This is a genomic window from Streptomyces sp. adm13(2018) (assembly GCF_008042145.1).
Taxonomy (GTDB): Bacteria; Actinomycetota; Actinomycetes; order Streptomycetales; family Streptomycetaceae; genus Streptomyces.
In genome coordinates, this window is sequence record NZ_RDBH01000102.1 from 1 (window position 1) to 15,430 (window position 15,430).

The 15,430-nt window shown below is 74.4% G+C and carries 11 protein-coding genes and 1 pseudogene; 3 read left to right on the forward strand and 9 right to left on the reverse strand.

The features are described from left to right. Nucleotides 1–40: 40 nt before the first annotated feature. Nucleotides 41–643 carry an isochorismatase family protein gene (locus EAO70_RS09335; protein ID WP_148002543.1) on the reverse strand — a complete coding sequence of 201 codons (603 nt, stop codon included), beginning with the start codon at nt 641–643 and terminating at the stop codon, nt 41–43. A 121-nt stretch (nt 644–764) separates the two neighbouring features. On the opposite strand from EAO70_RS09335, the gene EAO70_RS09340 reads away from it, so the two are divergent. The 3 genes from EAO70_RS09340 to EAO70_RS09350 all read left to right on the forward strand — a co-directional run bounded on the left by EAO70_RS09340 (nt 765) and on the right by EAO70_RS09350 (nt 2,421). Then, nucleotides 765–1,445 carry a TetR/AcrR family transcriptional regulator gene (locus EAO70_RS09340; protein ID WP_148002544.1) on the forward strand — a complete coding sequence of 227 codons (681 nt, stop codon included), beginning with the start codon at nt 765–767 and terminating at the stop codon, nt 1,443–1,445. Nucleotides 1,446–1,685: 240 nt separating this feature from the next. After that, entirely contained in the window at nt 1,686–1,940 is a 255-nt protein-coding gene (locus EAO70_RS09345) for a hypothetical protein (RefSeq protein ID WP_148002545.1), read from the forward strand. 7 nt (nt 1,941–1,947) lie between these two features. Continuing rightward, a complete protein-coding gene (locus EAO70_RS09350; protein WP_261992772.1) occupies nt 1,948–2,421 on the forward strand; it encodes a hypothetical protein in 474 nt (157 codons plus the stop codon). A gap of 327 nt (nt 2,422–2,748) precedes the next feature. On the opposite strand, the gene EAO70_RS09355 is transcribed toward EAO70_RS09350, so the two are convergent. From EAO70_RS09355 to EAO70_RS09390, 8 genes and pseudogenes are all read right to left on the reverse strand, one after another. Beyond that, complete coding sequence (locus EAO70_RS09355) at nt 2,749–3,549, reverse strand: 4'-phosphopantetheinyl transferase family protein (RefSeq protein ID WP_148002546.1); 801 nt, start codon at nt 3,547–3,549, stop codon at nt 2,749–2,751. Between the two features lie 55 nt (nt 3,550–3,604). Continuing rightward, complete coding sequence (locus tag EAO70_RS09360; RefSeq protein WP_148002547.1) at nt 3,605–4,975, reverse strand: MFS transporter; 1,371 nt, start codon at nt 4,973–4,975, stop codon at nt 3,605–3,607. Then, the gene (locus EAO70_RS38470; protein ID WP_222723458.1) at nt 4,972–6,657 is read right to left on the reverse strand and encodes a lyase family protein; all 1,686 of its coding nucleotides are present in this window, start codon (nt 6,655–6,657) and stop codon (nt 4,972–4,974) included. Before EAO70_RS38470 ends, EAO70_RS09360 begins: the two co-directional genes overlap by 4 nt. Before the next feature lie 59 nt (nt 6,658–6,716). Further along, nucleotides 6,717–8,003, reverse strand: coding sequence for an ATP-grasp domain-containing protein (locus EAO70_RS09370; protein ID WP_148002549.1), 1,287 nt, complete (start codon nt 8,001–8,003; stop codon nt 6,717–6,719). Next, nucleotides 8,000–9,121 (reverse strand): PLP-dependent cysteine synthase family protein, encoded by a 1,122-nt coding sequence (locus tag EAO70_RS09375; protein WP_187283815.1) that lies wholly within the window; start codon nt 9,119–9,121, stop codon nt 8,000–8,002. The genes EAO70_RS09370 and EAO70_RS09375 overlap by 4 nt, the downstream gene beginning before the upstream one ends. Nucleotide 9,122: 1 nt before the next feature. After that, complete coding sequence (locus tag EAO70_RS09380) at nt 9,123–10,040, reverse strand: kinase (RefSeq protein WP_261992773.1); 918 nt, start codon at nt 10,038–10,040, stop codon at nt 9,123–9,125. 288 nt (nt 10,041–10,328) lie between these two features. Further along, nucleotides 10,329–12,017, reverse strand: a pseudogene (locus EAO70_RS09385) (alpha/beta fold hydrolase); the annotation flags it as partial. Beyond that, nucleotides 11,975–15,430 (reverse strand): condensation domain-containing protein (locus EAO70_RS09390; RefSeq protein WP_148002552.1); only part of this gene is annotated, 3,456 nt, incomplete at its 5' end. The pseudogene EAO70_RS09385 and the gene EAO70_RS09390, both read right to left, overlap by 43 nt.

The window sequence follows — 15,430 nt, forward strand, 5'->3', positions numbered from 1 at the left end:
GTCCGGTACGGCGGGGTGGGCCCTGTACGGCGAGGGGCCGCTAGCCCGCGAGGTCGCCGACCGTGCGGGCCACCGTGCCGAACAGGTCGGTGACCGTCGTCAGGGCGGCGTTCTGGAGGGCCGCCGCGGAGGTGACGGTGCCGTCCGGGCCCTCCAGGGGGCGGGTGGCGGTGGCCTCGGCGACGACGGTGGGGCGGTAGCCCCGGTTGAAGGCGCCCTGCGCGGTGAAGAGGACGCACATGTGGGTCATGAACCCGGCGATGACCAGGTCACCGTCCACACCCAGGTTCTTCAGGGTCTCTTCGAGGTCGGTGGCGTGGAAGGCGTCGGGGAACTGCTTGACGACCACCCGCTCGCCCTCGACCGGGGCGACCTCGTCGCTGATGGCGCCGATCTCGGCCCGGATGTCGTACGGGGTGCCCTCGCCGCCGTCGTTGACGACGTGCACCACGGGCGCACCCGCGGCGCGTGCGGCGGCCAGCAGGCGCGCGCCGGCGGCGACGGCGGCCTCGGCGCCGTCGAGGCCCATGACACCGGCGCGGTAGGTGTTCTGGAAGTCGATCATGATCAGCGCCGAGTCGGCCAGGCGGGGCAGGCCCTGCGGAAGGCCGATCACGTCGCGGAGGGTGGTGGAGGCGGTCATGGGGGTTCCTTTCATGACGGAGACACGGAGGCGGCGTGCCCGACCCCCGAGGTGTTCTCAACGCTAACACACTCCGTAAGCAACGATTACGACGCTGTGTTAGCGCTGTTATCGTGGGGGCATGTCGACGGCACGTACGCGCATCCTGGAAGCCACCGAGGAACTCCTCGCCACCAAGGACGCGCCGGCGATCTCGACCCGCGCCATCTGCGACCGGGCGAAGGTCGGCATGCCCGAGATCTACCGGCAGTTCGGCGACAAGCAGGGGCTGCTCACGGCGGTCGCCGACGTCGGGTTCGCCCGCTTCCTCGCCGAGAAGCGCGCCAACCCCCGCACGGACGATCCGGTGGCGGACCTGCGGACGGCCTGGGACAGCCACGTCGGCTTCGCGCTCCGCAACCCGCACCTCTACCGGCTGATGTTCACGCCGACCGGCGACGCGAAGCCGGCGGCCATCGAGGAGGCGCAGGCGATCCTCCTGAAGGCGGTCGAGCGCTGCCGTGACGCCGGCCGGCTCCGGACCAGCCCGGAGCTCGCCGGGCGCTCGATCCTCTCCGCCAACGTGGGCGTGTGCATGATGGCGCTGTCCTTCCCCGACCTGTTCGGGGACTCCGACACCTCTCCGGCGGTACGGGACGCGGTGATCGGGAAGGTCACCGGCGACGAGCGCGAGGACGACCGGATCGGCACGGCGACCGTCCTCGCCCAGGCCCTGGTCGGCACCCTCACGGGGGCGGCCCGCCCCGACGGCGACGCCATCGACCGGCTCGCCGGCGCCCTGCTGCCGCCCACCACGCCGTAGCGGCCTTATCCGCCGGTCCCTCCCCCGCCACCGGCGTCCCCGTCCTCCCTTGGCCACCGCCCGGGCCGCGGACGGCGCTCCCGGCCCGGGCGGGACCGTCGGCCGCCCCGCCCGCGGCGGCGTCTTCGCAGGTCCCGGCCCCGGCGGCGGAACCGCCGGTCAACTGCCGCCGCAAAGTTCCGGCCACGGCGCTCCACCGGCCTACGCTCGCAACTCCCATACCAGGAGGAGGAGTACGCCATGGAGAACCCGACTCGCAAGGTCGCCGCGGCCGGTGCCGCCGCACTGCTCGCCGCCGGGCTCGTCGTCACCGGTGCCGGTGCGGCGAACGCGGCCGACACCGGCCGGGCCGAGCGCATCACCTCGGTGTCCCAGCTCAAGGACAGCATCCGGCTCGCCGTCGCCCAGGAGGAGCAGTCCGGCGAGCAGGCGCTCAGCCAGAGCGTCGGCGGCCGGGTGACGCAGGTCGCCGGCACCCGCTCCGGAACCTGCTGAGGCCGAGGTGACGACCGTGGGCGAGGGCGGCTCCTCGCAGACCTGGTGCCCCAGCGGAGAGGCGCACGCGCCGGAGTCCGTCGTCCTGGGCGTACGGTCCGGGCAGGACGGGCGCGTGGTGTACCTGGCCGATCCCGTACCGGCCGCCGAGGTGCTCGGCGAGGTGCCGGAGGGCATCGAGCCGCGGCGCGTCCTGCGGTTCGCGTCGCACTGCGTCAGCGACTGCGTGAACCGCAGGGGCGACGACTGCACGCTCGTCGAGCGGGTGCTCGCGCGGCCCGCCGCGCGGGAGGACGGCCCCGTCCCGCGGTGTCACCTCAGGGCCCGGTGCCAGTGGTGGAAGCAGACCGGGGTCGCCGCGTGCGGGCGCTGCCCCGCCGTCTCGACCCGCCATCACGCCGGTGACGGGCTGGCCGACCTGGTGGCCGATCCGGCCACCACGCAGGAGCAGCTCGACGAGTGGATCGCGATGGCCGGCTGAACGGCGGCCGTCGGCCGCTCGGCCGGCACCCGGATACGCGGAAGGTCCCCGGACATCTCGTCCGGGGACCTTCCGCGTATGCGCCGGGGGCTTGCGCGTAGGCGCCGGGGTCTGCCGTGCGGGCGCCGGGGGTCCGCCGTGCGGGCGCCGAAGTGCTTCCACGTAGGCGCTGGGCCCCTACGCGTAGGGGCCGGGGCCGCACGCGTAGGCACCGCGGCCGCACGCGTAGGCACCGCGGCCGCACGCGTAGGCACCGCGGCCGCACGCGTAGGCACCGGCGCCCTTCGCCTGTGCGCCGGTGCCCTTCCGCGTACGCCCCGCCCGCCCTCACCCGCGAACCGGTGGCGCTCCCCCGATGTCCCGCTCCGAGAGGCGGTTCACCCGGGGCGAGAGCGTGGTCAGTTCGCCGTAAACGGCGACCGCCGCCGCGTAGCCGCGGTCGACGGGGATGTCGAGCAGGGTCCAGCCGGCCGGTGGCAGCGGCCCTTCGGGGCCTCCCGATCCCACGTAGTCGGCGGCCGGGTCGCGGCCCAGGCCGGTGCCGAGGCCTTTGAGGTAGGCCTCCTTACGGGTCCACAGCCGGGCCAGCGCCCTGGGTCGGCGCGGCGGCGGCAGCGCCTCGATCTCGCGCTGCTCGGCGGGGTGCAGCATCGCGGCGAGTTCCGCGGCGCCGCCCGGGTCGGCGACGAGGTCGACGTCGACACCGATGGGCGCCACCGCCGTCCCCACGAGGACGAGGTCCCCTCGGTGGGAGAGCGAGAAGTGCAGGCCTCGCGAGGCCCCGAGGACGGTCGGCCGGCCGTGCGGGCCGCCGCAGCACGGGCAGGTCTCCCGGCCGTAGCGGATGTCCTGCGGCAGGGTGTCGAGGTAGGTGCCGAGCAGCCGGCGCAGGGCCAGGTGGGCGGCGGTGAAGCGGACCCGGTCCTCCGCGTGCGCCAGACCCGCGGCGCGCTGCCGCTCGCCGGCGTCCAGGACTCCGGCATCGAGCCCGGCGCCCCGGGCGTCGGAGACGCGGAGCAGCCACAGGTCGAGGGAGCCCGGCCGGGGCAGGGCGCGCGGGGGCGGCAGGGGGCCGAGCAGCAGGGTGCCGCTCGCGGGACTCCGGGGACCGCTTCTGGGATCGCTCACGGGACCCCTCCTGTTCGATGACGGATGCGCGGAGGCGGCCGACCGTCGGGACGGATCAGCCTTGTTCGGGAACGGCGTACCGCACGGACCGCCGATCGGCCGGTGCGGCGGAGTCCGCGGGGCCGGACGCGCCGCCCGGCTCGGCGGGTCCCGCGGGCGGTGGGGCCGGCGGTTCCCCGGCGGGCGGTTCGGTGGGCAGGTCGCGGCGGTTCCGCAGCGGCCCGGCGAGCAGCAGGACGGAGCTGACGGCGAGACCGGCGGTGAGCAGCCACAGCGCGGGCCGCAGCCCGAGCAGGCCGCCCAGCGCTCCGCCGAGGAGCGAACCGACGGGGATGGCACCGAAGTTGGCGACGGAGATGCTCGCGGTGATCCGGCCGAGGAGCTGCGGCGGGCAGTACTGCTGGCGGAACGCGCCCTGGATGACGTTGGCGGACACGACGCCGAGCGCGAGCACGGCCCCGCCGACGGGCAGCAGCGCGACCCGCCAGCCCGGGACGGCCAGCGGGATGAGCAGCCCGAACGGGGCCGTGGCGAACTTGCAGAGCAGCATGCCGCGCGCGGTGCCGAAGCGGCGGGCGACGGGGGTGGCGACGACGGCGCCGAGCAGACCGCCCACGCTGCTGCCCGCGAGCAGCCAGCCGACCGCCGCCGCGCCGACGTGCAGTTCGCGCACGAGGAACACGGTGAGGAGGGCCTGGTAGCCGGTGAGCAGCAGGTTGGTGACGGTGCCGTAGGTGGTCAGGACGCGCAGGTACGGGTCGCGCACGGTGTGCCGCAGTCCCTCCGCGACGTCCTTGCGCAGGCTCGGCGCCCGCTCGGGGCGCTTCGGTGCCGGTTCCCTGCCCCGGATGCCGAGCAGGCACAGGGTGGAGACCAGGAAGGTCGCCGCGTCGGCGAGGAGTCCGTTGACCGCGCCGAACGCGCCGGCCAGGACGCCGCCGCCGCCGAGCCCGGCGAGCTGCGCGGCCGATTCGCTGCCCTGGAGCTTGGCGTTGGCCTCGGTGAGGTGCTCGCGGGGGACGACGAACGGCACGTAGACCCGGTAGGCGATGGAGAAGAAGACGTTCGCGACCCCGGTGAGCAGGGACACCACCACCAGTTGCGTCATGGTCAGCACGTCGAGCCAGGCGGCGGCCGGCACGCTGAGCAGGAGCACCAGGGAGCCGAGGTTGCAGGCGATCATGAGCGGCCGGCGCGGCAGCCGGTCCACCCATGCGCCCGCGGGCAGGCCGAGGAGGAGCCAGGGGAACCAGGCGGCCGCCGCCAGGGCGCCGACCCAGAAGGTGCTCGCGTCCAGGGTGACCACGGCCACCAGCGGCATGGCCACGCCGGTGATGTTGCTGCCGAAGCGGCTCGTGGTCTCGCCCGCCCACAGGAGCCGGAAGTCGCGCTGCCGCAGCAGCCCGTCCCGGCGTCGCGCGGTCATCGGGCGGCCACCGCCTCCGCGGCGGCCTCGGCGGGTGTCGCCGTGTCCGGCGCGGCGGGTCCGCCCGTGTCCGGCGCCGCGGGTGTCGCCGTGTCCGGCGCGGCGGACGCGGCCGTGTCCGACCCGGCTGGTGCCGCGGTGTCCCGCGCGGCGGCCGTCACTCCGGCGGCCTCGGCCGTCAAGCGGGCGGCGGCGTCCGCCCAGCGCCGGTGGCGGGCCTCCGACTCGGCGGTGAGGGCGGCCAGTTCGGTACGTGCCCGGGCCAGCGCCTCGGCCGGTCCGGCGCCGCCGGGTCCGCCGCCGTGGGCGCAGGCGGCGGCCACGGTCTCCGGCTCGAGCCAGTCGGCGGGGTATCCGGCGGCGGCCGCGGCCACGCCGGGGTGGGCGCGGGCCGCGTCGGACAGCGGCGTGCCGCCGTCGAGGGCGCCGAGGACGGTCTCGCCCACCAGGTGGTGGGCGGTGCGGAAGGGGACGCCGTCGACGACGAGGCGTTCGGCGAGGTAGGTGGCCGAGGTGAAGCCCTCCCTGGCGCGGTCGCGCATCCGGTCGCGGTCGGGTTCCGCCCCGTCGACGACGAGCCGGAGGAGGGTGACCGCCTGGGTGGTGTCGGCGAGGCCGGGCCACAGGTGGCGGGCGGCCTCGGTGCCGACGGCGATGGCGTTGGTGTAGCCGGCGGTCGACATGGCCGCCGCGGCGCCGGTGAAGCCGGCGAGGGCGGAGGTCGAGCGGCCCTGGATGTGTTCCAGCAGGAAGGGGTTGCGCTTCTGCGGCATCATCGAGCTGGAGCCGACCAGGTCGTCGGCCATCCTGAGCAGCCCGAACTCCTCCGTCGTCCACCACGTCAGATCGCGGGCGGTACGGGCCAGGAGGACGCCGAGGACCGCGGCTGCGGAGAGCATCCGCAGCACGAAGTCGCGGGAGGCGACGGCGTCGACCGAGTTGGGCGCGGCGGCGGTGAAGCCGAGGAGGTCCGCGGTGCGGGCCGGGTCCACCGGCACCGAGGTGCCGCCGACGGCTCCCGCGCCGAGCGGGTTGACGTCGATCTCCCGGCCCGCGTCGAGCAGTCCGGCGAGCGAGCGCAGGACGCCGCCCGCGATCCCGGTCAGGTAGTGGCCGTAGCTGATGGGCACGGCGGGCTGCCCGTGGGTGTAGGCGGGCATGGTGACGTCCCGGTACGCCTCGCCCTTGTCGAGCAGGACCCGGGCCAGCTCGGCCACCTCGTCCAGGAGCCGGCCGTAGGGGCCGCGCACCCTGAGCCGGACGGTGGTGGCGTTGAGGTCGTTGCGGGAGCGCCCGGTGTGCAGCACTCCGCCGGTCTCCTGGCCGAGCCGGTCGACGAGCCAGCCCTCGTACGCCAGGTACAGGCCGCGGGGCATGGGCCGGGAGCGGAGGGGGGCGAAGTCCTCGGCGCGCAGGGCGTCGACGGTGGTGAGGAGGGCCGCGGCGCGGGCCGGGTCGACGATGCCGCGTTCGGCGAGCATCACCAGATGCGCCCGGTCGACCTCGCTGATCAGCCGCAGTTCGTCGCCGACCGGGTCGCCGTCGTCGGTGCGGTACTGGTCGTAGACGATGCGGTGGGCGCGCGGGTCGAGACCGGTCCGGAGCCGGCCGGTGTGGACACCCGCCTCGGCGCCGCCGCCCGTACCGGTGGCGCCGCCGCCCGTACCGGTGGCATCGCTCATACCGGTGGCACCCCCTCTCGTACCGATGGCACCCCCGCGCGTACCCGTGGCGTCGTCGCTCATACCGGCACCGCCTCCCTCGCGGCCGCTCCCGCCACCGGCGGGCCCGCCGTCACGGGGGTCAGCACGGTGGCGAGGCCGAGGGTCAGGGCGGTGTCGGCCGCGGCGGCGGACTCCTCCGGAGCCGTACCGGTGGCGATCACATGGCCCACCCGTCCCCGGAAGTCCTCGGCGGGCCCGACCTCGGTCCCGGCCGGGCGGTAGAGGGCTGCGTCGACGACGCCGGGGACGGCGCGGGCGGCCGTCCCGGCGGCGGTGACGTCGGCGAGGACGCTGTCGGTGCCGGCGGTCAGGAAGCGGATCGACGCCGCGCCGGAGGCGTCCGGGGTGCCGGCGAGGTCGACGTCCGCGCCGAGCGCGGCCCGTACCTGCGCGCCGACCAGGTCGACCCCGCGGGCCCGGCGTACGAGCTCGGGGATCATCCCGCCGGCCAGCCGCGGGTTGACTTCGATGACCCGGGCGGTGTCGCCGTCGAGCCGCAGTTCGACGTGGGCCGCGCCCCAGCCGAGGCCGAGGGCCCGGACGGCGCGGACGGCGGTGTCGGTGAGCGCGGCGGACCGCGCAGCGGGCAGGACGGCGGGCACGTCGTGGCCGGTCTCGACGAACACAGGGGGCGCGCCGACGTGCTTGGCGACCGTGACGACGGCCTCCTCGCCGAAGACCTCGACCGAGAACTCGCGTCCGGTCAGGTACTGCTCGACGAGGACCACGCCCGGGCTGCGCAGGCCGCGTTCGTTGACGGTGGCGGCCAGCAGGCCGGCGGCGTGCCCGGCCACCTCGTCCCGGTCGCGGCAGAGGCGTACGCCCAGGCTGCCCGAGCCCTGTACCGGCTTGACGACGACCGGGCCGCCGATCCACTGGGCGGCGGCGATCGCCTCGGCGACGTCGCCGGCCGCCGAGAAGAGCGGCACGGGCACCCCCGCCGCGGCGAGGGCGCGGCGCTGGGCGGCCTTGTCGCGGCAGGCGCGGACGGCGTCGGCGGACGGGCCGGGGAGCCCGAGGTCCGCGGCGAGGGCGGCGGCCGTGGCGACGTAGTACTCGGAGCTGGAGAGGACCCCGGCGACCGGTTCGGCGGCGGCCAGGCCGGCCACGGCGGACCGGAGGGCGTCGTCGTCGGAGGTGTCCACGACGACGGTGCGCAGTCCGTCCTCGGCGGCGTACGGGTAGCGGCCGGGGTCGGCGCTCAGCAGGACGGGGACGACGCCGAGGTCACGGGCCCGGGCGGCGAACTGGCGTCCCGTGCCGGTGGTGTTGGACTCGACGAGGAGCAGCAGCGGGGCGGTCACGGCCGGACCTCCGCCACCGGCTCGGCGAGGTCCCCGGCGTCGGGGGCGGCCAGGGCGCCGAGGTCGGGGACCTCGGGCGTCATCACGTCGTCGAAGCCGCGGCGGGCCCACACGAGACGGGTCCAGGCGGAGGGGGCGTCGAGCGGGTGGTCGACGGTGACCGGGCCGCCGGGGGCGGGGGCCGGCTCGATGCCCTGCTCGCGCAGCCACTCGGCGTGGTAGACGGTGGACTGGTAGCGGTAGCCCTCGTCGGGCAGCACCATGACGACCTTGCTGTCCGGGTGCTGCGCGGCCCACCAGGAGGCGACCTGGAAGGAGGCGCCGCTGGTGGGACCCATGAACAGGCCGTGGTTGCGGAAGAGTTCGTGGGTGGCGTGGAAGGCCTCGGGGGCGGTGACCCAGTGCACCTCGTCGTAGGCGCTGTGGCGGACGTTGCCCGGGTGGATGCTGCTGCCGAGGCCGCGCAGGGTGCGCGGGCCGTCGGGCGAGCCGAAGATGATGGACCCGTGGGTGTCCACGCCGACGAGGTGCAGCGCCGGGTCGGCGGGCCGCAGGGCGGCGGCGAGGCCGCCGGTGGAACCGCCGGAGCCGACCGGGCCCACCAGGCAGTCCACGGAGCCGACGGTCTCCCCGATGAGGTCGGCGACGACACCGTACGCGCCGGGGTTGTCGGGGTTGTCGTACTGGCCGGGTACGAAGCTGTCCGGGTGGAGGCGGCGCAGTTCCTCGACACGGGTGAGGCGGGCGCCCTGGATGCCGCCGCTCTGCCCGGCGTACTCGACGATCTCGACGGTGGCGCCGAGCATCTCCAGCCGGTTGCGCAGGTCGCGGTCGATCGCGGAGTCGCCGACGATGGTGAGGTCGTAGCCGCGCAGCCGGCAGACCATCGCCAGGCCGAGGGCGAAGGTGCCGGAGGAGGTCTCGATGATCCTGCTGCCGGGCCGCAGCAGTCCTGCGGCCTCGGCCCGGTCGATGATGTAGCGCGCGGGCAGCAGCTTCATGAGGCTGAACGCCGCCGCGTAGAGGTTGTCGGTCACCTGGATGATGCGGGGCAGTTCGGTGGCGTCCACCACCGAGTCGTGCAGCCGGCCGACGCCCGCGATCGTGGTCGTAGTCATGTCAGTCACCCGTCGTGAAGATCCACTGCTCGTGGATGCCGATGTTGTGCAGGAGTCGCTGGGCGTGTTCGGTGCGGGCCTCGACGTCGGGGTCGTCCCGGTCGTAGAGGAGCCCGGCGATGTCCCCGCTGTGCGCGGCCTGGATGCCGAGGGCGCCGGTCTCCCGCACGATGGAGCGCAGCCCGTCGAGGCGGGGGATGGGCAGGTGCCGCTGGTTGATGTCGGTACTGGCGGTGGCGACGGCCCCGACGAGGGCGACGTCCTTGGTGTGGATGGCCTCGCGCAGCATCACCTGGAGTTCGGCGAAGAGTTCGAGTTCGGCGCCGCCGTACTCGGCGGGCGGGAAGGCCAGGGTGTCGACGCCCCTGCCCTCGTTCTCGGGCCGGGACCCGAAGCCGAGGACACGCACGGCCGGCATGCGGTAGCCGAAGTCCTCGATGACCTTGCCCTCGCGCTGCGCGAACAGCACCGAACTCTCGTTGAACATCAGGGAGTCGGACGCCGTCTCGGCCCGCACCGCGATCCTGGCGATCTCCTCCGGGGGCAGCGGGGACACCAGGGCGTCCTGGACGGCCCAGACCGCGGCGAGCACGTCGCTCGTGGAGGAGCCGAAGCCGCGGCAGAGCGGGACGTCACCGGTGAGTTCGAGGTGCCCGCCCACCGGCCCCTCCCCCGGCGGCAGGCACGCGTCGGCGGTGAGCTGGGCGGCGCGCGCCGCCTTGGTCTTCCAGGTCGGGTAGACGGTCAGCTTCTCGCCCCGCGCGGGGATGAACGTGGCCCGGGTGGTGTGGACGGTGCAGGGCAGGGTGACCAGTCCCCGGGTGGGCTGGCCCTGGTGCGGAAAGACGCCCTGGAGAATTTCGCCGTGATGTATCGGGGCCGAGGCGACGCCGACCCGCCAACCGGAATGATCCACCATGTCCTTGACTTCCTCTGGGGGCCGGACCGCACCGCTCACAAGGCCTGGCCGATCGTGCGGACACCCACACGCTAGGCAGCGCGGGGCCCGGGATCCGGCTGGTCGGGCGGCAGTATGCGGGCAGTTCGGTGCGCGACCCGCGAACGCGCCGGGGCCGAACGGCGGTGATGCGGCCGAACGTGTCCGGCATGTGCGGCGGTTGAGGACCGGGACGCGCCGGGGCCCGTACGGCGTTGGAGCAGCCGTACGGGCCCGTCGTGAGGCGGCGGTTCGGATGCCGGGTGGCGGTCAGATGCGGGCGGGCCTCAGGTGGCGGGCGAGGACCTGTCCGACGGCCTTCAGCGGCTCCGCCTCGGTCATCCGGGCGTGCTCGCAGTCGACGGCGAACTCCTCCACCCGGCCGGTGACGTACGGCGCCCAGGCCTCCGCGCCCGAGGTGGGTGCCGGTGTGCCGGTGGCGTCGAAGAACAGCGCGTCGCCGCCGAACCGGACGTCCGGCACGTACCGGTACCGCATCCGCAGGTTGTCGAGGGTGGCCGCCACGACGGCCGCCGCCTGCGCGTGCTCCAGGGCTCCGAGCACCGGGTCCGACCGGCGCAGGGCGTCGGCGAGTTCGTCGATGTCGGGGGCGGTGTCCGCGCAGCGCACCCGTACCGTCTCGCCGGCGGAGCCGAGGAGGGCGGTCAGCACGTGCCGGCCGTCGATCTCCGGTGCGGTGAAGCCGTCGGGGAGGGGATAGGAGTCGAGCAGGGCAAGGAGGGCCACGTCCTCCCCCGCCGCCTCCAGCCGGGCCGCCACGGCGTGCGCGACGAGACCGCCGAAGGACCAGCCGAGCAGGTGGTACGGGCCCTGGGGCTGGATCCTGCGGATCTCGGCGAGGTAGTCGTCGGCCATCTCCTCCAGGGAGGCCGGTGCGCCGTGCGGGCCGCCGAGCCTGCGGGCCTGGAGCGCGACGACCGGCCGGTCCTGGTCGAGGTGCGGCAGCAGACCCGCGTACCCCCAGCTCACCCCGGACACGGCGTGCACGCAGAACAAGGGCGGTTCGCCGGAGTCCGTGCCCGTGACGGCGCGGATGGGGAGCACGGTGCCGAGCGGGTCGTCGCCGCTGCCCGCCGCGATCTGCTCGGCGAGGAGGGCGGGCGTGGGGCTGCGGAACAGGTCGCTGATGGTGATGCGGGTGTCCCAGACCGCGCGGATGCGGCTGATCAGCCGGGTGGCGCGGAGGGAGTGTCCGCCGCGGTGGAAGAAGTTGTCGTCGATGCCGACGGAGGCGAGGCCGAGGTTGTCGGCGAAGAGACCGCAGAGGATCTCCTCGGCGGGGTTGCGGGGCGCTCGTCCGCCCTCGGAAACGGCACCATCGTCGGGGGCGGGCAGGGCACGGCGGTCGAGCTTGCCGTTGACCGTACGGGGCAGGGCGTCCAGGACCACGAACGCGGAGGGGACGAGGTGCTCGGGCAGCCGGGCGGCGACGTGCCGGCGCAACTCCTCCGGCGCCGGCTCCCCCACCACGTAGGCGACCAGCCGCTTGTCGCCGGGACGGTCCTCGCGGACGACCGCGGCCGCCTGCACCACCGCGGGGTGCGCCATCAGCGCCGCCTCGATCTCGCCCGGCTCGATGCGGAACCCGCGGAGCTTGATCTGTTCGTCGCCACGGCCCAGGTACTCCAGCGCACCCTGCTTGTTCCAGCGGGCGAGATCGCCCGTCCGGTACATCCGCGCCCCGGCCGGACCGTAGGGGTTCGCCACGAACCGGTCCGCGGTGAGCGCCGACTGCCCGATGTAGCCGTGCGCGAGACCGTGCCCGGCGACGTACAACTCCCCCGGCACACCGGGCGCGACCAGTTCCAGGTTCGCGTCGAGGACGTACGCGTGCTTGCCCGCGAGCGGTCCGCCGACCGGGATACTGGCCGCGCCCGCGGCCGCGCCCGGCTCGATCACGAACACCGTCGTGAACCCCATGCTCTCCGCCGGACCGTAATCCGCGCCCCGGCCGGACCGTAGGGGTTCGCCACGAACCGGTCCGCGGTGAGCGCCGACTGCCCGATGTAGCCGTGCGCGAGACCGTGCCCGGCGACGTACAACTCCCCCGGCACACCGGGCGCGACCAGTTCCAGGTTCGCGTCGAGGACGTACGCGTGCTTGCCCGCGAGCGGTCCGCCGACCGGGATACTGGCCGCGCCCGCGGCCGCGCCCGGCTCGATCACGAACACCGTCGTGAACCCCATGCTCTCCGCCGGACCGTAGCCGTTCAGCAGATGCAGCTGCGGATGGCCGGCCAGAGCCCTGGCCGTGTGGCTGGGGGACGCCGCTTCTCCGGCGGTCATGGCCTCCTTGACGTGGGCGAGGGTCAGGGGGTGTTCGTCGAGCATGTGGTTGAAGAGGCTCGCGGACATCTGGAGCGAGGTGATCCCGTGCCGCTCGACGAGTTCCGCGATGAGATGGGGGTCGGTGTGCTGGCCGGGCTGGAGGACGCAGACGCCGCCGTGCAGCAGCGGACCGAACACCTCAAGCGCGAAGGCGTCCCAGGACACCGGCGAGCATTGCAGGAACGTCTGCTCCGGCCCGAAGGCCAGATAGTCCGGACCCACGAACGTCGCGGCCAGCGCCCGGTGCGAGGCCATCACACCCTTCGGCAGACCCGTCGAACCCGACGTGAACATCACGCAGGCGACGGATTCGGGTGAGCCGCCCGTCTCCACGGCGGTCCCGGAGAGCCCGCTGACCTCGGCGACGTCGGCCGTGAGGTCGACGACGACCGCCTCCGTGGCGAGCCGCGGCAGATGCGACTGCGTGACGAGGGCTGCGGGAGCGACCTGCTGAAGCACGCCGTTGAGGCGCTCCACGGGGAACAGCGGGTCCAGCATCGTGTATCCGGCGCCCGCCTTCAGTACGGCGAGCAGCGCGGCCACCATCTGCGGCGAACGCTCCACGTGGACGCCCACCAGGTCACCCGGCCGCACCCCCCGGCCCGTCAGATGACGGGCCAGCCGGTTCGACCACACGTCCAGCTCCCCGTACGACACCACCTGGTCCTCGAAGACCAGCGCCGTCGCCTCCGGCGACCGCGCCGCCTGCCCCGCGAACAGGCCGTCCAGACCGAGTTCCGGTCCTGCGGTCGGCTCGCCGGCCCAGGCGGTGAGCAGGGCCCGCTCGTCCTCGTGGAGGAGCGCCATCGCGCCGACGCGGGAGTCGGGTGCGGTCGCGGCGCACTCCAGGAGGAGCAGCATGCGGTCGAGCAGTCGCCCGATGGTCTCGGGAGCGTAGAGGTCGGTGGCGTACTCGACGGTGATGTCGAGCCCGTCCGGGCTGCCGTCGGCCGCACGCCGCTCACCGAACGCGAACGTCAGGTCGAACTTCGCGATCCGCAGCTCCGGAGCCACGAACTCCGCCCGCAGATCGCCGAGTCCAGGCGCGCCCACCGCCGTGTCACCCACGGTGAGCATCACCTGGAACAACGGATGCCGAGAAGCCGAGCGCTCCGGATTGAGCACCTCGACCAACCGGTCGAACGGAAGGTCCTGATGAGCCCACGCGGAAAGATCCGTTTCCCGCACCCGGCCCAACACCTCACGGAAGGTGGGATCACCACCCACATCCGTCCGCAGGACCAACGTGTTGACGAAGAAGCCCACGAGATCGTCGAGAGCCTGATCCGTCCGCCCCGCGACCGGCGAACCGATCGGGACGTCGGAGCCGGCGCCACACCGGGAGAGGAGAGTGGCGACGGCCGCCTGGGCGACCATGAACAGGGTGGTTCCGGTCTCGCGCGCCAGCCCGGTCAGGGCGGCGTGCGTGGACGCGGGGGCGGTCACCTGGTGGGTGGCCCCGCGGTAGGAGGCGACGGCGGGCCGGGGCCGGTCCGCCGGCAGCGTCGCCTCCTCGGGCAGTTCGGCCAACTGCTGCCGCCAGTAGGCGGCCTGACGCTCCTCGTCGGTGGTGAGGAGACTCCGCTGCCACAGGGTGTAGTCGGCGTACTGGACCGGGAGCGGCGCCCAGTCGGGCGCGGCGCCCGCGCCGCGGGCCGTGTAGGCCGTGGCGAGGTCCCGCAGGAGCGGGCCGTTCGACCAGCCGTCGGAGGCGATGTGGTGCATCACCACCAGAAGCACGTGCTGCTCGGGGGACAGCTCCAGCAGATCCGCGCGGATGGGCAGGTCCGTGGAGAGGTCGAACGTGGTGCCGGACAGTCCGGCCAGCACCTGGGGCAGCGACTCCTCCGTCACCGGGGTCACCGGGAGCGCGAGGTCGGTCGCCGCGAGGGGACGGATCGCCTGGTGCGGCGTTCCGGCCTCGGAGGGGAAGGAGGTCCGAAGGGATTCGTGGCGTCCGACGACGTCGACCAGCGCGCGACGCAGGGCCTCCGCGTCGAGCGCGCCGGTGAGCCGGACGGCCAGCGGGATGTTGTACGTGGGCGAGGGGCCCTCCAGTTGGTCGAGGAACCAGAGGCGCTGCTGGGCCGAGGAGAGCGGGAGCAGTGCGGGGCGCTCGGCCGCGACCAGCGCGGGGCGCTCCTCGTCGCCGCCGCCCCGCGCGATCAGCTCGGCGAGCCGTGCCACGGTCGGGTGCTGGAAGATCTCCCGCACGCCGAGGCGTACGCCGAAGGCGTCGCGGATCCTGGAGGTGAGCTTGGTGGCGCGGAGGGAGTGTCCGCCGCGGTGGAAGAAGTTGTCGTCGATGCCGACGGAGGCGAGGCCGAGGTTGTCGGCGAAGAGACCGCAGAGGATCTCCTCGGCCGGGTTGCGGGGCGCGCGTCCGCCCTCACCGCTGGTGGAGTCGTCGGGGGCGGGCAGGGCACGGCGGTCGAGCTTGCCGTTGACCGTACGGGGCAGGGCGTCCAGGACCACGAACGCGGAGGGGACGAGGTGCTCGGGCAGCCGGGCGGCGACGTGCCGGCGCAGCTCCTCCGGCGCCGTCTCCCCCACCACGTACGCCACGAGCCGCTTGTCGCCGGGACGGTCCTCGCGGACGACCGCGGCCGCCTGCACCACCGCGGGGTGCGCCATCAGCGCCGCCTCGATCTCACCCGGCTCGATGCGGAACCCGCGGAGCTTGATCTGCTCGTCGCCACGGCCCAGGTACTCCAGCGCACCCTGGTTGTTCCAGCGGGCGAGATCGCCCGTCCGGTACATCCGCGCCCCGGCCGGACCGTAGGGGTTCGCCACGAACCGGTCCGCGGTGAGCGCCGACTGCCCGATGTAGCCGTGCGCGAGACCGTGCCCGGCGACGTACAACTCCCCCGGCACACCGGGCGCGACCAGTTCCAGGTTCGCGTCGAGGACGTACGCGTGCTTGCCCGCGAGCGGTCCGCCGACCGGGATACTGGCCGCGCCCGCGGCCGCGCCCGGCTCGATCACGAACACCGTCGTGAACCCCATGCTCTCCGCCGGACCGTA